A 17656-nucleotide genomic window follows, 5' to 3' on the forward strand; every position below is an offset into this window, starting at 1 on the left:
GCTTTGGTGCGCTAAGCGTATGTAATGGGATGGCCTTCAAAATAAACCATTTGCGCAATGCGTATATGTACGGCCCGATTGTTCTCAAGGGTGAGCTGGATATGATCAACCGCTATACCGGACAACACACCGGATAACAAGCCGGCAGTTGTCATAATGGATACAGCCAGGCTTTTATGCCGCCCGAGATGATCCACAAATACGGGATCAAGGCTGGTTACGTATTGCATCGCTTGCGGGATAGCGGCAGCGGGCTGAATGGGTGTTCCGGCAGCAGGCATGCCGCCTACGTAAGCAGGCTGCACGATGGGAGCCAGATGGGAGACGACTCTTGCCATGGGCGAGGCCGGGTAAGCGGCTGCAAGCTGTTCATGATGGCCTGTCGGACGCTGGGCATAATGCTGCTGATTCATAAGGACAACCTCCTGTCAGATTCTAGGTTCTGCCGGATCACATTGGGGTTGTGCAATATCTCCGCTTTGGGACAGCTTAAGCAGATAATAGCATTCTTCCCGGTACATGTGATTGGGCATAAGCGGATCAATACGGCTGAGCAGCTCTTCGCCTAGCTCCAGCTCTTCCAGTTCTTTCAGAAAGGACATGAACACCTTCATCTCCATATTGACGTCGTTATGGAATTTACCCAATACGGGATAGCGTTCTCGCATCGTGCGGAAGTAACCGACCAGCTCGATCGCTTTCATATAATACTGGGTAAAGTGCTTTTCGAACTTCTGACTTTTCTTGATTAGCCGCTTCTCGACCGCATCCAGATCCATGGCGATTGCTGCAGCATGTCCCGAGGCGTCCTGCAGCCAGAGCAGATCATGATGAAGAGAAGGGAACTGAGGGACTCCTTTTCCCTCCAGCAAGGAGGCTAGAATTCTCGCATACTCTTCCAGTTCATTCACCATATGATTCAGGAAAGTGGGCGTCAAGCCAATCTTGACCTTGCCCTGCAGGGATCGATCCAACAGCTCCAGCTTGAAGGAACGAAGCTGCCCGGTCAGGTTGTCAGCTGCCGCATTCAGCTCGGCCAGGGGAAGCGATTGTTCCCTTGCTTGCGTCAGCAACTGATCGAAATGATGAATGAATCGTGAGGCGGTCTGGATATCCTTTAATTCTACGGGCGATAACGCGTTATAAATGAATCTGGCATGATCGCCCAAAATTTGCAGCCAGAATCGGTGCTCGAACCAAGCTTGTTCATCCATATGTACGATCCCTCCCTTCATTAGCCTATGGGTAGGAAACCTTGTCTTATTCATATTCTGACAGCATGGGAACGGAATTATATTGGGCCTAACCGTACAAATTAATCGGTGTAGACCTCTGAGGGCTGCGGTGCGGCGCTTTCGTTCATCCAATCGTTGTTATCCCAATATAGAATGGGGAGTATTCGTGAGCGATAAGAAGAAATGGGATCTGGCGGCACTAGCCTCCATTCCCCTCATAATGACGCTCGCCAATTCCATGTTAATCCCTGTTCTGCCTCTGATGCAGAAGAAGCTGAACATAACGGCCATTCAATCCAGCCTGATTATTACGGTGTACGCCGCGGTCTCCATTATATGCATCCCGATTGCGGGCTACCTGTCGGATCGTTTTGGCAGAAAGCTCATTATTCTGATCGGTTTAACGATTGCGGCAATCGGAGGTATCATATCAGGATTAGGCGCATGGCTGTTGCAGGAGCAAGGGGCTTATTATGTTATCTTGGGCGGGCGGCTGGTACAGGGTTTAGGAGCAGCGGGAGCATTCCCGATTGTACTTCCTTTGGTCGGAGATATGTTCCGCAGTCAACAACAGATCAGCAGCGGACTCGGCATGATTGAGACATCCAACACATTCGGCAAAGTGCTAAGCCCTATTCTTGGATCGGCTTTAGCGTTGATTGTCTGGTTTATGCCGCTTGCTGTTATTCCACTGTTCTCTGCGATATCCATAATAGCGGTCGCCTATTTTGTTAAGGTGCCCAAGCCGAAGAAGCAGAAGAAGGACAGTCCGCAAGGGTTAGGGGAATTTGTAAAAAATACGAAGGATATTCTGGCGCAAAATCGCTGGCTCTATGGCATATTCGCAATTGGCGGCATCTTGATGTTTGTGATGTTCGGGTTCCTTTATTACTTATCATCCATATTGGAAGAGCATTATCATATAGACGGAATATGGAAGGGGCTCGTGCTGGCGATACCGCTTTGTGCCATCTGCTTATCCTCTTTCATTGCCGGCAGGCTGGTTGGAGAGAACAAGCCGAAGATGAAGTGGTTCTCTGTCATCGGGGCGGTCCTTCTGACAGCGAGTATGCTGACATGCGGGCTTGTGAATACGAAGAGCATCATATTTCTCATATCGGTCATGTTCGCCGGAGGCGTTGGAATCGGATTATCACTGCCAAGCTTGGATGCACTCATAACAGAAGGCGTCGAGAAGGAGCAGCGGGGTACCATTACATCCCTATATAGCAGCATGAGATTTATTGGTGTGGCCGTCGGACCTCTAACAGCTTCCGCTCTCATGAGTCATGAGGAATGGTTGTTTTATCTGTTAGCGGGTGTAGCGTTGATATGCTCCGTGGTTGCCCTGTTCGGAATCAAGCCCGGAAAAGGAAAGGGCAAGAGGAAAAAGGCGGCGGCTTAATTCTCTATTGTAATAAGTAAGAAGAAAGCTGCCTCCTCGGTATAATGCCGAGGAGGCAGCTTTACTTTATGAGGTAGCCGATGTACGTATGCCGATAAAGGGAAGAGGATGTGAGGCATATTCGCCTTGCAGCAAACCTAATATCGTCCGCGCGCCAATCATGGAGTAGACGGTGCCATTGCCGCCGTAACCCAGATTGTAATATACGCCAGGAAGGGCAGGGTCCTCTCCGATAAAGGGAAGATTGTCTTGCGACTCTCCGAAAGTGGCATTCCATCTATATTCAATGGTAAGCGGCCAATCGGGGAATAAGGATTGTATTTTATCCAGAAGCTGCTCGCCTCTTTTTCTGAGGATCTCTTCGCTGTGAACAGGCTGCTCGATCCCTTCATCGAGCCCGCCGGCTATTATGCGACCCTCCTCAGTTGTCCTCATATAGAGATAGGGTCTGGCGGTCTCCCAAATCAGCCATTGTTGATGCCACTGCTTAAGCAGTGGCTCCGGCATAGGTTGTGTGACGATCGAATAAGAGCGGTTCATGCTAGACTGCACCAGCTTACTGCGCAATTCTTCCGGCTCATAGCCGACCGCGCAGACGATGTAGTCGGCATCAATCGTATGGCCGCTTGAAGTATGCAGCCTGTGCCTCCCGTCCGGAAGCTTCTCGTGCCGCACGATGTCGGTATGCTCATGCAGCCGTGCACTGGCCTTGGCTGCTGCATCCGCTAGTGTATTCACGAATTGGAACGGATTCACCTCAGCGTCACCGTGTGTGACGATAGCTCCGGGTTTCTTGAACGGGAAGTGCTTCGCAATCTCATCGGCTGTCCAGAATTCCACATGTAATCCAGCTTCGCTTAGCGCTTCGTACTCTTTTCTCAGCTTGGGGAGATCTTGTTCCGTGGATGCGAAGTAGAGGCTGCTCCGTCTCTTGAAGCCGACAGAAACAGGCAGGCTTGCCGCTGCCTGCTCCAATTCATCGACCGCTTGCAAGCATCTCTTATAGAATAGCTGTGCATTCGTCTTGCCAATCTGGTCGACCAGAGCGCATAACATCGTATCGTTGCAATATTGCAGCATGCCTGTATTGGCTGAGGTGCTTCCTTCCGCAATCTCTCCCCGCTCGACCAGCAGGGTATCCAGACCGGCTGTGGCGAAAGCGTAGGCGCAGTTAATGCCGGACATGCCGCCCCCAATAATGGCAACTTGGGCTGTGGCCGCTTCCTTCAGTGTGGGATAAGGCCTCGAATCCGGCCGTGTAGTCGGCCAATACAGCTGACCTGTGTGAAGTTCCTTCATAGATACACCCTTCCCTGGAAAGCTCTATCCGTAGTATATCCACCGCCGTATATCAGGAATCCCCCTGTTGTCCCAATATGTCCTGCCTGTAGGCAATCGGAGACAAGCCATGCTGCTTCTTGAACTGCTTGGAGAAGTACAAAGCGTCTTGCATGCCGACGGATGCTGCAACCTGCCCCACAGTCAATTCCGGCCGTTCGCGAAGCATCAGCTTCGCCCGATCCAGTCTAAGCCTGAGCAGGAAGGAGACAGGGGAGAGACCGGTCTTCTTCTTGAAGACGCGCGACAGGTAGGCTCGGTTGTAGCCCAGAGAATCGGCCATCGCTTCAATGGACACGGCATGCGTATATTGAGCGGACAAGAAGCGGACAACCCTTTGATGGAGCTGTTCGCCGTGACTTTCTGCTTCTTCTGGATACCGGCTGGCGGCAATGGCCGCCTTGCGGTATGCAGCCATGAGAAGCTGGAGATATCCAGCGGCCTCCAGGTCGGCTGAGTTCCCTTCTCCGCTTAATGCATGAAAGACGCATCGATATAGTGTGGATGCCCGGCGTATGTCGGATAGGCGATTATGCTGTATGTCTCCGGTATCCAATCCAGCTATTGCTGCTAACGCAGTCGCTTCCGTCCCTTTGAATGCAATCCATCTGTAGTGCCAGGGGTCCGCATCGTCCGATTCGTAGCGTATGAGCTGACCGGGCTTGATGAGGAAGGTATGGCCTGATTCCAACTCGTAGCTCTTGCCGTTCAGCTCGAAGATGCCTCGGCCAGATAAGACTAGATGCATCAAATAAAAGTCATACACCTTCGGCCCAAGCAAATGGCCGGGCGCTGTCTGGCTCTCTCCTGAGAACAAAACGCGCAGGGCGGACGGTTCACCGCTATTCTCAATGGCCGGGTTGGATGCGACGCGATAGGTTTCCGGCTTCATAAGGTATTACCCCTTTCCGGGATGCTGTAATCCGAGGTCGTTTTTTTCATCTTATCATGCTTCATTGGTGGCGGGAAAGTCACATAAATCCATATGTTGCAACCATTCCGCCATTTCCCTTCCAGCGCACTTCCACTATACTAAGGCTAATGAGAGTAGAGGATTCATTCCACCAGCAAAGGAACGTGAAGCGAATGGCTAATATAGAAGCTCTTAAAACCCAATTCATCGAACACTATGGCGGACAACCGTCGGATATTGAAGTTTTCCATGCGCCCGGGAGAGTCAATCTGATCGGCGAGCATACGGACTATAATGGAGGCTACGTGTTCCCGGCGGCGCTTACCTTTGGCACGACATTATTAATCCGGGGCAGAGGGGACCGGAGCCTGGGTCTGGCTTCGACCAACTTCCCGTTATCGAAGCGGCTTTCCATTGACTCCGTCAGTTATGACCAAGCGGATGAATGGATGAACTACCCGAAGGGAATTGTCCATGAGCTGCTCAGCCAAGGCATCGTGTTCAGCCAAGGGTATGATCTGCTCTATCACGGCGAGATTCCTAACGGATCAGGCTTGTCCTCCTCCGCATCTATTGAAGTGGTAACGGCGTATGCGCTGCTGTCCATGGAAGGCTTGCCTCTGAACAAAACAAAAATTGCATTATTGTCCCAAAAATCGGAGAATGAGTTCAATGGCGTCAAATGCGGCATCATGGATCAGTTCGCTGTCGCGAACGGGCTGCGCGACCATGCGATGCTACTGATGTGCGATACGTTAAAGGTAGAACAGGTGCCTTTCCGCACGGAGGGCTACTGTCTGATTATCGCCAATACAAACAAGCGCAGAGGCCTCGCTGATTCCAAATATAATGAACGGCGCGCCGAGTGCGAGCGGGCAGTGGAGGAGCTTCGTGCGGTGCATGCAGGTCTGGAACTGCTCGGCCAGCTAAGCACGGAGCAATTCAATGCCAGCAAGCATCTGATTCAAGACGAGACCGTCAGAAGACGTGCGCAGCATGTGGTGGAGGAGAACGAGCGCGTGCTTCAGTCGGTGAAGGCGCTGAATGATGGGGATCTGGAGCGCTTCGGCCAGCTCATGTATGCCTCTCATCAGTCCTTGCGCGATTTGTACGAGGTGACAGGCTCTGAGCTCGACGCGCTTGTAGATGCCGCTCGCGAAGTGCCGGGCGTAGTCGGGTCCCGTATGACCGGAGCGGGCTTCGGCGGCTGTACCGTCTCGCTTGTTCAAGAGGATAGCGCGGCCCTGTTCCAGGAAGAAGTCGGCCGTCTATATACGGAGGCTACCGGCCTCAAGGCGGAGTTCTATGTATGCAGCATCGGCAATGGTGTCGAGCGGTTGGAAGCTTGATTCGCTTGTCGTCAATATGAACAAGGAGTTGGTGAGATGGCAGTATTAGTAACGGGAGGAGCAGGGTATATCGGCTCCCATACGGTCGCCGCGCTGCTCGAACGCGGTGAGGACATCGTTGTGCTCGATAATTTGCAGCAAGGGCATAAGGAGGCGCTGCTTGGCGGCAAGCTCTACGTCGGCGACTTGCGTGATGCAGAGGTGCTGGATCGGGTTTTCACAGAAAACGAGATCGATGCGGTCATTCATTTTGCCGCTAACTCACTGGTCGGGGAGAGCATGAAGCAGCCGGGGAAGTATTATCACAATAATGTGTACGGAACCTTATGTCTGCTTGAGAAGATGAATGAATACAGCGTTAAGAAGATTGTATTCTCGTCGACAGCAGCAACATACGGAGAGCCGGAGCAAGTCCCGATTGACGAGTATGACCGGACATTGCCGACGAATGCTTACGGAGAGACCAAGCTGGCGATGGAGAAAATGATGAAATGGTTCGATACGGCTCATGAGATCAAATATATCTCCCTGCGTTACTTCAATGCCGCCGGGGCTCATGAAAGCGGCAAGATCGGGGAGGATCACCGGCCGGAGACGCATCTGGTACCGATCGTACTGGAAGCAGCGCTCGGCAAGCGTCCTCATATCTCCGTATTCGGCGACGATTACGATACTGCGGATGGCACATGCATTCGTGATTATATCCATGTCAGCGATCTGGCGGATGCCCATGTGCTGGCGGTCGATCGTCTGCGGACGGGCGCTGACAGCTCCGTGTACAATTTGGGCAACGGTCAAGGCTTCTCCGTCAAAGAAGTAATTGAAATCGCGCGAACGGTTACCGGGAAGGAAATTCCGGCGGTCATTGAGCCGCGCCGCGCAGGGGACCCAGCCGTATTAGTGGCGTCTTCGCAGCGTGCGCGGACGGAGCTGGGGTGGAAGCCAAGCCGCAGCGAGCTTAAGCATATCATCACAAGCGCATGGAACTGGCATGTGTCGCGCCCGAATGGCTATGAGGGCTAAGAGGCATCTGCCCGCACCTGCGTAAGAGGAGCTGGACAGCATGAGTATCGCCACGCAAGCGACGCCTTCTAACGAAGAAGCGTTGCTGTTGATCGAACGATTATTGGCGTTCGCGCAGCAACAGGAGTTGCTGCATGAGCTGGATTTATCCTATGGACGCAATGCCCTGCTCGATTTGTTCGGATTTGACGAACCCTATGGGGCAGCGGTCCCTGATGAGAGGACGGATAACGCCTCCGAGCTGCTGGAGCCGCTGCTGGATTACGGCTGCTCGATCGGGCTGGTGCCGGACTGGACGACGACGCAGCGGGATTTGCTGGATGCGCGTATTATGGGGCTGCTAATGCCAAGGCCATCGGAAACGGCGGCGCGCTTCCGTGAGCGAGCGGAGCGTGAAGGGCTGTCAAGTGCGACGAGTGCCTTCTACCGGATGAACATTGCGAGCAATTATATACGTATGGATCGCATCGCCCGCAATCTGTACTGGCAGCACGACACTTCTTACGGAAGCCTGGAGATGACGATCAATTTGTCAAAGCCGGAGAAGGACCCGCAAGAAATCGCCAAGCTGAGAGCGATGCCTCAGAGTCATTATCCGAGCTGCCTTCTATGTGCGAATAATGTAGGTTACACCGGGCGAATCGACCATCCGGCAAGACAGAATCTGAGAGTGTTGCCGCTCCAGCTCGGTGGCGAGGACTGGTACTTTCAATATTCCCCCTATGTCTATTACAACGAGCACAGCATCGTGTTGAAAGCGGCGCATGAGCCGATGTCGATTTCTCATGACACTTTTGTGAGGCTGCTTGATTTTGTAGAGCAGTTCCCTCACTACTTTATTGGCTCGAACGCCGATCTGCCCATCGTAGGAGGCTCCATTCTAAGCCATGATCACTTCCAGGCTGGACGGCATGAATTCCCGATGGAAACGGCGAATGTAGAGGCCGTGTTCACGGCTGCCGCTTGTCCTGGTGTATCGATCGGCATCGTAGAGTGGCCCATGTCGGTCATCCGTCTGAACGGGGCTTCCCGATCAGCGGTGCTGGAAGCGGCAAATGAGATTCTGGATGCTTGGAGAGGCTACAGTGATGAAGCTGCCGAGGTGCTGGCATGGACAGAGTATGAAGGCGGGAGGCGTGAGGCACATAATACGGTAACGCCAATTGCGCGTCTTCGGGATAACGGCGAATATGAGCTGGATCTGGTCCTGCGAAACAATCGGACCAGCCCCGAGCATCCGGATGGCATCTTCCATCCTCATCGGAACCTGCATCACATCAAGAAGGAAAACATTGGACTTATCGAGGTTATGGGTTTGGCAGTGCTTCCGGGCAGGCTGAGCGAAGAACTGAAAAGCTTGTCCTTGTATCTGACGCCGGATGCTGTAGAGGATATAGAGAGACTTGGTCAGACCGGTCATCCGCTGCACAAGCACGGGGAGTGGCTGGCGTCACTGGCGGAGAATCATGGTACCGCAAATTCAGTTGCGCAAGCATGGGCGATCATGCAGCATGAAACCGGAGAACGATTCCTTAACGTGTTGACGGATGCGGGTGTATTCAAGCGTACAGAGCAGGGCAGAGCGTCCTTCCATCAATTTCTTGCTTCGGTGGGAGCAAGTCCAAAATGAATAGCAAACCTTCCTGAAAATCGGCAATGCGATGAACGGGAAGGTTCTTTGTTGTGTTTTTTCATGAATTATGGTATTTTTTATATAATAAATATTGTTTTTAGAATTAATAAATTTTAATGAAGCTAGCTCATAATGGAGGGATAGAAATGCCAGAAAAAATGCTGCCGCTCGACGAATTTTTGCAGCTCAGCTCAGACGAGCAGGTGGAGAAGCTGAAGCGCTGGAAGATGGATTACACGTTGAAAGATATTCGGGAGGCCTGGAACTTCAAGCATTCCGCGCAATACTACATGTTGTTGAAGAAACTTAGAATCTATGAGCGTGTTGTGAATAAATCAGACAAGTTCTACCCTGCGCAAGAAAACTTGAACCAGCGCCCGGGTCATGTTGATGAACGCGGCTGGCGCGGCGGCAGCTATGGCGCGAAGCTTCCTTCCGATTCATTCGACTACCAGCTTAACACGACGTTGACCGGCCCTGAACTAGCCGACAAGCTGGAGAGATTGGCGCACTTCCTGAAGGGCGAACGCAAGGATATCTCTATCAAGCTGTCTATTGAAGCGGTGGAGACGGAGAAGAATGAAGATTCGGAAACACAGGAGTAATGGAGCAATAGGAGAAAGAACCGGAATCGTCTTGAACGATCCCGGTTCTTTTTTGTCGAATAATGATAATTAATGGTTTGGAATGGCAAAATATACGATATATTACTTCTATTGAATCTGTTTACTTTTTACGCAGCTTGCCTAGCTCCGATACCAGTGCTTCAACTTCACTAATGCTGAATCTTTCCTTCGCATTTACGATATCGTACAGTTCCTTTATATCCTCGTATTGGTCTACGTTGAAGTTGGAGGCTTGCATGGCGGCGCCTGACGCCATTCTTAGCTTGGTCTTGATTGCTTCGATCATGATTTCGACGTTTTCTTGGGTGTGCTGATCCAGGTTGCTCATATGATTCGCCCCTTTCCTTGGGTGTTGGCTCCCGTCATTGTATCACGACTGGGGAGGGGATCGCCACAAATTGAAGACAAGGGCAATATTCGGTACAATAGACGGTATTGGGAAAGAGTACGGAAACGGGTGAAGAGTAAGGTGCGGATGACGGAGCAGTCGATTGGAAAAGGCCCAGCGAGGAGATCTCGGTCGAGAGGGAAGAGCAAGGAAGCGGAAGCCGATACGCTGGCAATACGGGATGCAGACGGGTTATCGGAGTTTATGGCTTCGATTGCACGGCGGGAGCCTGATCCTGACCGAATATTGTTTATCTGCATAGGGACCGACCGGTCGACCGGAGATGCCTTCGGTCCGCTGCTGGGCTCGATGCTGAAGGAGCAAGGCTGGAAGCATGTGATCGGCACGCTGGAGGAACCCTGCGACGCTCATGCAGTGGAATCGGCTGTATGCCGAGCAGCTGTTCTGCAAGGCAGCGACAAGCTGACGCTGATTGCCGTTGACGCTTGCCTTGGCAAGCCGCAATCGGTAGGAGGCTTTATCACCCGGGAGGGATCGTTGCAGCCGGGAGCGGCGACGGGACGAAGACTTCCCGCTGTAGGCAATTACAGCATCGCCGGTGTTGTCAATTTGAACGGAGTGAAGGCGTACGGGATGCTGCAGACGACATCGCTGCATCTGGTCATGGGCATGGCGAAGCAAGCGGCAAGGGCGATCCGTGAAGCATGGTTGGCGGAAGCCAATAACGGGTAGTGGGATTCAAACCGATAAGGGGGCTTGATCAAGATGGAACAGAATGAAAAAACGGGCGGCCACAGCCAATCAATCGCGCAGGAAACGGCAGTAATCGAAAACGGCGTCAAGCTGGCTTACTATGATTCGAAGGAGTCGCATGGGCTGGACACGGCGCTCGTACTGCTGCACGGCTATTGCGGCAGTTCCGCTTATTGGGCGAAGATTGTGGACGAACTGGCGGCGTCTATCCGGGTAGTGGCGCCTGACGCGAGAGGCCATGGTCGAAGCTCCGCCCCGGAGGAAGAAGTGTACGGGATGGAGCTGTTCGCAGACGATCTGGCCGGTCTGCTTGATATATTATCCATTCACCGTGCGATCGTGCTGGGCCATTCGCTTGGCGGCTATATTGCGCTCGCTTTCGCGGAACGGCATGGGGACAGACTGTCCGCATTTGGACTGGTTCATTCCACTCCGCTGCCGGATAGCGAGGCTGCCCGTGCCAATCGGGACAAGGCTGTCGCTTCGCTTCAGGAGAGCGGTGTAGAAGCGTTCGTGGACGGCCTGATTCCGAAGCTGTTCGCCAAGGATCGACTGGAGGGCATGGGGCCGGAGGTAGCCTGGTGCAAGGGAATCGGCTACGTCACAGCACAGCACGGTGCCATCGCGACAGCCAAGGGGATGAAGACAAGAGCGGACCGCAGCGCGGTGATCACTGGCTCCGGCCTTCCGGTGCTGCTGGTGGCAGGTGCCCAAGACGGAGTAATCCCGGCGGAGAGCACCTTCTCCGCCGTTAACGGAGAGACGAGAAAGGTCGAGCTGGAGCAGGCGGGCCATATGAGCATGATGGAATGCGCACCGCAGCTTGCGGAAGAGATGGCTTCTTTCGTAAGGTCGATATAGGAATAAGTAAGGGCGAGGGGGGACGCGGCCTATGTTCCAACGTGATTATTTCATGAGAATGATTAGTCAGATGACAGAAGCGTTAGGGCAAGTGCTTGGCTTGCGCAAGCAGATGAAGCAGGAGGAAGCGCTGCTTGTGCTGGACGATCTCTTGGACAAGCACTTTCGGCTTAGCAGCAAGCTGATCCGATCCTTGTCCGATGAGGATCTGATCAAAGTGATGACGACCAACGGTGTGATCGATACCGACCATCTTCAGGCCATTGCCATACTGATGAAGCAAGAGGGGCTGCTTCACGGGGAGCTCGGACGGGAGACGGAGTGCTACGGGATGTATGTGCGTTCACTCCGGCTCTTCTTACGCTTATCGCTAATGGGGGCGGAGCCGACGATTGTAGAGCCCAGAGAGCAAATTAACGAGCTGCTCGATTTGCTTAGCGTGTATGAGCTGCCCGATTCTGCGAAGCGTCTGCTGATGGAATGGCATGAGGCGGAGGGGCGTTACGATCAGACCGAAAATGTCATGTATGAGCTGCTTGAAGCGAGCGCGATATCGCCGGAGGAAGCCTCCGAGACGTATCGCAGGCTGCTGGAGCAGAGCGACGAGGCTTTGGCAGCGGGGGGACTTCCGAGAGAAGAGATCCGTCAAGGCATGGCCGATCTGCAATCGGCATTGAAAGCATAAGGCAACGAGGGAGTGACCAGTCAAGCATGACGGAACAATGGCAACAGGATATCGAAAGCTGGATCAGAAAGGGACAACTGTTGCAAGCGACGCTTAGCTCGCCGCGGGGAGGCGGGGAAACGACGGCTCCCCGGACGGTCGTACGGCCTGTGAGGCTCAAGGAAGGGCTGCGTTATCAGTTCGAGTCTCATTATACGAATAAAGTGCTGCATCACAACTTGGACGAGGATGAGACGGTATCGCGATTGATTGAGATTGTCGGCCCTCTGTACCGGCAAGGCTTGGTGAAGACGCAGGATGAGGACGTCCAGCTTCTGTTCAGCAAGAAAGGCAAAGCGACCGTACGAAGGACGGCAGTGAGCGGGAGAGACAAGCCCGCGGCACAGGAGCATAACCGGAAGAAGCAGCGTATCCTGGAGGAAGGCAAGCCTGCTCCTTTCCTGGTAGAGCTGGGCATTATGACAGAGGATGGCCGAGTGCATGCGAAGAAGCAGGATAAGTACCGCCAGATCAACCGCTTCCTGGAGATGGTGACGGATGTGCTGGACGCGCTTCCGCGGGACCGCCAGCTGAAGATTGTCGACTTCGGCTGCGGGAAGTCATATCTGACGTTCGCCCTGTATCATCTTCTTGCGGTAGAGCAGGGACGCGATATCTCCGTTATCGGGCTTGATCTGAAGGAAGACGTAATCGCCTTCTGCTCCAATCTGGCTGATAAGCTTGGGTATGACAGGCTGAATTTTCTCGTTGGGGATATTGCGGAATATGAAGGTCTTGAAGCAGCCGATATGGTGGTAACCTTGCATGCATGCGATACGGCAACGGATGCGGCTTTGGCGAAGGCGGTAGGCTGGGGAGCCTCTGTCATTATGTCTGTGCCATGCTGCCAGCATGAGCTGTTCCGTCAAGTGGAGAGTGATGTGATGGCCCCGCTGTTGTCGCAAGGGCTGCTGAAGGAGCGCTTCTCGGCTCTGGCAACTGATGCCATCCGTGGGAACCTGCTGGAGGTGCTCGGCTATAAGGTGAGTATGCTGGAATTCGTGGACCCTGAGCATACCCCGAAAAACCTGCTTATTCGAGCTGTAGCGACTCCGCACAAAGAACTATCGCTAGCAAAGTGGAAGCAATATGAAAGTTTCAGAGACTTTCTGCATCTGTCTCCAGCACTAGAGAGCATGTTATCCCATCATTGGCCGGACGCAGAAAAGAATTCCGTGAAATCGACGAAATAGCCAATTGTCGATAGGAATAACATTTGTTACAATGGAAGAAGATGGCTACCAAATGAATGGGTGAACCGTATTGGAATGGATGATTTGGTTAGACTTTAGTACGTTTGCGGTGCTTCTGGGCCTTTTTTTATATTTATTCTCATCAAGCTCAGTCACGGTTCTGCACCGAATCTATCTTTTCTTGCATATCGTCTTCATGCTGTGGCCCCTGTTTCAATTTGCCTCGCAGACGACGACAATGGTCAGCTATAGGCTTTTTTACCTATCTGCATCTTATATAGGTCTTTCGTTGCTTGGTATTGGCTGGTTTGCTTTTATTCTCTTTTTGACAGGACAGTACTACATCATTCGGAAGAGTCGCTTACTTCTGCTATCGATACCGGCACTTGTGTCGGTTATTGTCGTTATATGGAATCCGGACGGCGGATTCCTTGACATTAACCAATCTGTGGAACCGCTTAAACAGCTTCAGCACGGCTCGCTTTATTGGGTGATGATTATCCAGCTTGTGCTGTATTTATCGGTTTCTCTTGTCATTCTGCTGTACAAGCTGGGAAGAAAAGATGATTCCGTCAGACAGCGCAAGATGGTCAGAACCGCACTGAACAGCGTGTTTGTGCTTTCGTTTTTCTCCATTACGGACTTCTTCGTCAATGTGGCTTATATTGATTATTTTGCGCGCTACATTCCACTAATTTCTGTAGGGATGACTGTAACCGCCATCTATATTGTTCATGCCATCAGCCGGAACAAGGTGTTCGATATCATTCAGATCGTCCAGAAGGACGTCATGAACACGATGTCTATGGGCATTATCGTCATGGACGAGAACGATACGATTATTGAGGTCAATAAGGTAATTAAGCCGATTCTTCGTATCCGGATCGGGGACAGTTTCAATCCCGATGCGCTTGCGTCGCAGTTCAAGAGCGAGACCGCCCGGCAGCTGCATGCTTTTTTTGAAGCGCAGCGTGTGCGGCCAATGGAGCGGCTGGAAATCGAGCTGTCCCTTGATATGAACCATATTCGCCACGTCATTGTCCAATCGGCGCCGATTCTGAACCAGAAGAAGCGAATTGTAGGGCGTGTGCTTACCTTCCATGATGTGACGGAGCTGCGCATGCTGGTCGAGGAGACGAATAATCAGAACGAGCTGCTCCAGGAGAGGAACCGCGAGCTTCTGATTATGCAGGACGAGCTGTACCAGGCGAACCGGAAGCTGGAGCATATGGCGATTACGGATGGTCTCACGGGCTGCTACAACCGCAGATATTTACTGCAGCAGCTGGAAGGCGAGGTCGTCAACAATATCCGATACGGCATTCCGTTTTCGATTTTCATCTTCGACCTGGATTATTTCAAAACAATCAATGACCGGTTCGGCCATCTGATCGGCGATGAGGTGCTCTGCAGCACGGTCGATGCGGTACGAAGCGCCTTGCGGCTGACCGATGTGCTGGCCCGGTTCGGAGGCGAAGAATTCACGGTCTACCTCCCGCATACGAACCGGGAGCAGGCGGATGTCATCGCCGAGCAGGTGAAGTCCGCAGTAGAGAAGAACCTGGTGTCTACCGGGGTGGGCGATGCATCGGTTGCGGTCACTATCAGTATGGGCGTGATTTCGATTGAACAATTTGATTCGTCGGACTTGGATAATCCGAAGGCCTTCCTCCGCGAGCTGATGGCTCAAGCCGATGCTGCGCTCTATGAAGCGAAGTACAGTGGACGCAACCGTATCGTTAAGCGCAAATTAGCATAAAGTCCCGACGTGATGTACGGGATTTTTTGCGTAGCGGAGGGCGTTCAGCTCAGGGTAAAAGTTTCCATATCATAGTTACCTGCTCCTTACATAGTAAGAAAGGTCACAGTCTGTTAATATAGTTTTATCTGGCTGCAAGTGCAAAGTTTTGTTTAAAAGGCGGGAACAAATCAATGAGAAAAGTGCAACTTGGAATGGTCAAGCCTGGAGACAAGGTTGCAAAATCCATCTTCCAAGATAACGGCAATGTTCTTCTTGGTGAGGGTGTAGAGCTGAATGAGCGTTATATTCAGCGCTTGGAAAATTTGGGCATTGATTTCTTGTATATTGAGGACGGGAACACGACTGACATCGTGCCGGAGGATACCATCCGGGACGAAACGCGTTCGAATGCGGTTAATGTCATATATAAAACGATGAATTCCTTCAAGGAAGAAATCGTCACGAGGGGCCGGACGATCGCTCCGGATATGGGGCGCAACTTCCGCGCTGTATTCGGCAGCATCATGCAAGACCTGGCTACACGGCCGAATATGCTGGTGAATCTGTCAAGCATACATTCCAGGGATGCGTATCTGTTCCAGCATTCATTCAACGTGGCGGTGCTGGCCGGAATTATGGGCATCGCAAAAGGGTTTAACCGGAATCAGCTGGAGGAACTCGGAATCGGGGCACTGCTCTTCGATATCGGGATGACGAAGATGCCGCAAAGCCTGCTCACGCAGACGGGGCGCTTCACAGCGGAAGATCTGAAAGTTCTCCATACCCACCCCATGGAAGGATTCGATATTTTAAGAAAATATCATGACATCTCCATCGTCTCTGCGCATTGCGCCCTTCAACATCATGAGCGGTATAACGGCTCGGGCTATCCCCGCGGATTAAAGAAAGACGAAATTCACATTTATGCGCAAATCGTCGGTTTGGCTGATACATACGACGCGCTGGTGTCTCCACGACCTCACCGGAAGCGGTATACGACAAGCGAAGCAATTGAATTTCTGTTCGCTGCTGGCGGGACCTTCTTTGATCTGGAATTGATCAAGCTGTTCTGCAGCCATATCTCGGTATACCCGGTGGCGACGACGCTGCTCTTAAGCACGGGGCAAGAGGTGGTTGTCTCGCAAAACAACGAACTGGCGGTGCATCGTCCGCGCGTTCGCGTCATTAAGGAGATGGACGGCAAGCCGCCAGCATCTCCGTATGATATTGAACTGAAGGATACTCCGCATATTACGATCATAAAAGAAATGTAGAACAATCGAGCCTTTCTTGTTCCGGCACATGGGCAGCCGCAACAAGAAAGGCTCGATTGTCGCTTATGCCCTATGGCTTTGATTCTAGTGGCGATTAAGGTAAAATGATGAGAAATAGAGCATGGCCGTAGAAGGAGATTGGACGTTCGTGGATGAGTTCGCACGCATACGATATTGGACCTCGGAGCGGCAGTCGGCTGACTGGCAGCTGGCACGCGGAGTCGCGCTGGGCATCGGAGACGATGCGGCAGTCCTTGATTTTGGCTCCGCGCAGGACGGCATCATAGGCGAGAGAAGGCAATTGCTCGTATCCGATACGATGGTGGAGCAGATACACTTTGCTGCCCATACGATGCAGGACGAGCATATCGGTTATAAAGCGCTGGCGGCCAATGTCAGCGATATAGCTGCAATGGGCGGGGTGCCGCTGCATGCGGTTGTCTCGGTATGCGTGCCTTCATCCTGCGGGCCGGATCGCATGAAGCGAATCTATGACGGACTGTATGCCTGTGCGCAGCAGTATGATGTAGCGATCGTGGGCGGGGATACGACCTCGTCGCCGGCTCATCTGGTCATCTCGGTATCGCTGACGGGGACGGTGGAAGCGGGCAAGGAAATTGTGCGGTCAGGCGCGTTGCCCGGCGATGCCGTCTTCGTGACGGGACCGGTCGGCATGTCGGCGGCCGGCCTTCATATGCTTCAAGCTGCGGTGTCGGAGGAGCCGAATCGCGCGGCAGTAGACGATCCGGCTTATCGGTCGCTCCTATCTGCCCATCAGCAGCCTGCGCCATCTGTCTTGGCCGGCCGCTTGCTGCTTCGCTCGGGGCTATGTCATTCGCTCAATGATGTGAGTGACGGGCTTGCTAGCGAAGCGTGGGAAATAGCGGAGGCCTCGGGACTGCGGATCGTTCTGGACGAGCACTCTCTGCCCAAGAGCGGAAGTATGAGTGCTTATGCTTCAAGAGCTGGCGTGAATCCGCTGGATTGGATGCTGTATGGCGGTGAGGATTATGTTCTTGTCGGCACGATGGATGCCCGTGGCGAGGCGGCGGTAAAGGCGGAATTCCAGCGGCACGGATTGCCCTTCTATGTGATTGGCAGGACGGAGACAGGGAGTCCGGGAGTGGAGCTGACTCCGCTTTCTCGCGGATGGGATGGAAGCAGCGCTGGTGCAAAGGAAGATAGGCGGCCAAGGATGCCGCTGCCGAAGAGAGGTTTTAATCATTTTGGAACATAAAC

Annotated in this window: 17 protein-coding genes; 12 read left to right on the plus strand and 5 right to left on the minus strand. The window is 52.7% G+C overall.

The annotated features are described in order from the left end of the window. Nucleotides 1–11: 11 nt before the first annotated feature. Together AC0YNW_RS18090 and AC0YNW_RS18095 are read right to left on the minus strand one after the other, a co-directional pair. Nucleotides 12–413, minus strand: a complete 402-nt coding sequence (locus AC0YNW_RS18090; RefSeq protein ID WP_475833111.1) for a DUF2642 domain-containing protein — start codon at nt 411–413, stop codon at nt 12–14. Between the two features lie 15 nt (nt 414–428). Beyond that, nucleotides 429–1214, minus strand: a complete 786-nt coding sequence (locus AC0YNW_RS18095; RefSeq protein ID WP_475833112.1) for a DUF2935 domain-containing protein — start codon at nt 1212–1214, stop codon at nt 429–431. A 187-nt stretch (nt 1215–1401) separates the two neighbouring features. On the opposite strand from AC0YNW_RS18095, the gene AC0YNW_RS18100 reads away from it, so the two are divergent. Beyond that, nucleotides 1402–2640: an MFS transporter gene (locus tag AC0YNW_RS18100; RefSeq protein ID WP_475833113.1), complete on the plus strand. Its 1239-nt coding sequence runs from the start codon at nt 1402–1404 to the stop codon at nt 2638–2640. A 66-nt stretch (nt 2641–2706) separates the two neighbouring features. Here the strand turns inward: AC0YNW_RS18100 and AC0YNW_RS18105 are convergent, their stop codons facing one another. Both AC0YNW_RS18105 and AC0YNW_RS18110 read right to left on the minus strand, forming a co-directional pair. Further along, a complete protein-coding gene (locus tag AC0YNW_RS18105; protein ID WP_475833114.1) occupies nt 2707–3939 on the minus strand; it encodes an NAD(P)/FAD-dependent oxidoreductase in 1233 nt (410 codons plus the stop codon). A 52-nt stretch (nt 3940–3991) separates the two neighbouring features. Continuing rightward, nucleotides 3992–4870, minus strand: a complete 879-nt coding sequence (locus AC0YNW_RS18110) for an AraC family ligand binding domain-containing protein (RefSeq protein ID WP_475833115.1) — start codon at nt 4868–4870, stop codon at nt 3992–3994. Between the two features lie 194 nt (nt 4871–5064). Here AC0YNW_RS18110 and AC0YNW_RS18115 point away from each other — a divergent pair, with 194 nt between their 5' ends. From AC0YNW_RS18115 to AC0YNW_RS18130, 4 genes are all read left to right on the plus strand, one after another. Beyond that, nucleotides 5065–6240 carry a galactokinase gene (locus AC0YNW_RS18115; RefSeq protein ID WP_475833116.1) on the plus strand — a complete coding sequence of 392 codons (1176 nt, stop codon included), beginning with the start codon at nt 5065–5067 and terminating at the stop codon, nt 6238–6240. A gap of 36 nt (nt 6241–6276) precedes the next feature. Continuing rightward, nucleotides 6277–7263, plus strand: coding sequence for a UDP-glucose 4-epimerase GalE (gene galE / locus AC0YNW_RS18120; RefSeq protein ID WP_475833117.1), 987 nt, complete (start codon nt 6277–6279; stop codon nt 7261–7263). Nucleotides 7264–7303: 40 nt separating this feature from the next. Beyond that, a complete protein-coding gene (locus AC0YNW_RS18125) occupies nt 7304–8893 on the plus strand; it encodes a UDP-glucose--hexose-1-phosphate uridylyltransferase (protein WP_475833118.1) in 1590 nt (529 codons plus the stop codon). 149 nt (nt 8894–9042) lie between these two features. Continuing rightward, a complete protein-coding gene (locus tag AC0YNW_RS18130; protein WP_475833119.1) occupies nt 9043–9501 on the plus strand; it encodes a hypothetical protein in 459 nt (152 codons plus the stop codon). Between the two features lie 121 nt (nt 9502–9622). Here the strand turns inward: AC0YNW_RS18130 and AC0YNW_RS18135 are convergent, their stop codons facing one another. Then, nucleotides 9623–9850 carry a DUF1128 domain-containing protein gene (locus tag AC0YNW_RS18135; RefSeq protein WP_387471535.1) on the minus strand — a complete coding sequence of 76 codons (228 nt, stop codon included), beginning with the start codon at nt 9848–9850 and terminating at the stop codon, nt 9623–9625. A 129-nt stretch (nt 9851–9979) separates the two neighbouring features. On the opposite strand from AC0YNW_RS18135, the gene yyaC reads away from it, so the two are divergent. From yyaC to thiL, 7 genes are all read left to right on the plus strand, one after another. Continuing rightward, on the plus strand, nt 9980–10603 hold the full coding sequence (gene yyaC, locus AC0YNW_RS18140; protein ID WP_475833120.1) for a spore protease YyaC: 624 nt from the start codon (nt 9980–9982) through the stop codon (nt 10601–10603). 33 nt (nt 10604–10636) lie between these two features. Continuing rightward, nucleotides 10637–11485, plus strand: coding sequence for an alpha/beta fold hydrolase (locus AC0YNW_RS18145; protein ID WP_475833121.1), 849 nt, complete (start codon nt 10637–10639; stop codon nt 11483–11485). Between the two features lie 31 nt (nt 11486–11516). After that, nucleotides 11517–12170, plus strand: a complete 654-nt coding sequence (locus AC0YNW_RS18150; RefSeq protein ID WP_475833122.1) for a DUF6483 family protein — start codon at nt 11517–11519, stop codon at nt 12168–12170. Nucleotides 12171–12196: 26 nt separating this feature from the next. Further along, entirely contained in the window at nt 12197–13402 is a 1206-nt protein-coding gene (locus AC0YNW_RS18155) for a class I SAM-dependent methyltransferase (RefSeq protein WP_475833123.1), read from the plus strand. A gap of 79 nt (nt 13403–13481) precedes the next feature. Then, on the plus strand, nt 13482–15161 hold the full coding sequence (locus AC0YNW_RS18160; RefSeq protein WP_475833178.1) for a histidine kinase N-terminal 7TM domain-containing diguanylate cyclase: 1680 nt from the start codon (nt 13482–13484) through the stop codon (nt 15159–15161). A 173-nt stretch (nt 15162–15334) separates the two neighbouring features. Beyond that, nucleotides 15335–16417, plus strand: coding sequence for an HD-GYP domain-containing protein (locus AC0YNW_RS18165; protein WP_475833124.1), 1083 nt, complete (start codon nt 15335–15337; stop codon nt 16415–16417). 121 nt (nt 16418–16538) lie between these two features. Further along, nucleotides 16539–17654, plus strand: coding sequence for a thiamine-phosphate kinase (thiL, locus tag AC0YNW_RS18170; RefSeq protein ID WP_475833125.1), 1116 nt, complete (start codon nt 16539–16541; stop codon nt 17652–17654). Nucleotides 17655–17656: the final 2 nt, after the last annotated feature.

The organism is Paenibacillus sp. J31R120 (genome assembly GCF_056269225.1).

Coding starts and splice junctions, on each gene's coding strand:
- AC0YNW_RS18090 (WP_475833111.1), bottom strand. CDS start 413: ATGAATCAGCAGCATTATGCCCAGCGTCCGACAGGCCATCATGAACAG.
- AC0YNW_RS18095 (WP_475833112.1), bottom strand. CDS start 1,214: ATGGATGAACAAGCTTGGTTCGAGCACCGATTCTGGCTGCAAATTTTG.
- AC0YNW_RS18105 (WP_475833114.1), bottom strand. CDS start 3,939: ATGAAGGAACTTCACACAGGTCAGCTGTATTGGCCGACTACACGGCCG.
- AC0YNW_RS18110 (WP_475833115.1), bottom strand. CDS start 4,870: ATGAAGCCGGAAACCTATCGCGTCGCATCCAACCCGGCCATTGAGAAT.
- AC0YNW_RS18115 (WP_475833116.1), top strand. CDS start 5,065: ATGGCTAATATAGAAGCTCTTAAAACCCAATTCATCGAACACTATGGC.
- galE (WP_475833117.1), top strand. CDS start 6,277: ATGGCAGTATTAGTAACGGGAGGAGCAGGGTATATCGGCTCCCATACG.
- AC0YNW_RS18125 (WP_475833118.1), top strand. CDS start 7,304: ATGAGTATCGCCACGCAAGCGACGCCTTCTAACGAAGAAGCGTTGCTG.
- AC0YNW_RS18130 (WP_475833119.1), top strand. CDS start 9,043: ATGCCAGAAAAAATGCTGCCGCTCGACGAATTTTTGCAGCTCAGCTCA.
- AC0YNW_RS18135 (WP_387471535.1), bottom strand. CDS start 9,850: ATGAGCAACCTGGATCAGCACACCCAAGAAAACGTCGAAATCATGATC.
- AC0YNW_RS18145 (WP_475833121.1), top strand. CDS start 10,637: ATGGAACAGAATGAAAAAACGGGCGGCCACAGCCAATCAATCGCGCAG.
- AC0YNW_RS18150 (WP_475833122.1), top strand. CDS start 11,517: ATGTTCCAACGTGATTATTTCATGAGAATGATTAGTCAGATGACAGAA.
- AC0YNW_RS18155 (WP_475833123.1), top strand. CDS start 12,197: ATGACGGAACAATGGCAACAGGATATCGAAAGCTGGATCAGAAAGGGA.
- AC0YNW_RS18160 (WP_475833178.1), top strand. CDS start 13,482: ATGATTTGGTTAGACTTTAGTACGTTTGCGGTGCTTCTGGGCCTTTTT.
- AC0YNW_RS18165 (WP_475833124.1), top strand. CDS start 15,335: ATGAGAAAAGTGCAACTTGGAATGGTCAAGCCTGGAGACAAGGTTGCA.
- thiL (WP_475833125.1), top strand. CDS start 16,539: ATGGCCGTAGAAGGAGATTGGACGTTCGTGGATGAGTTCGCACGCATA.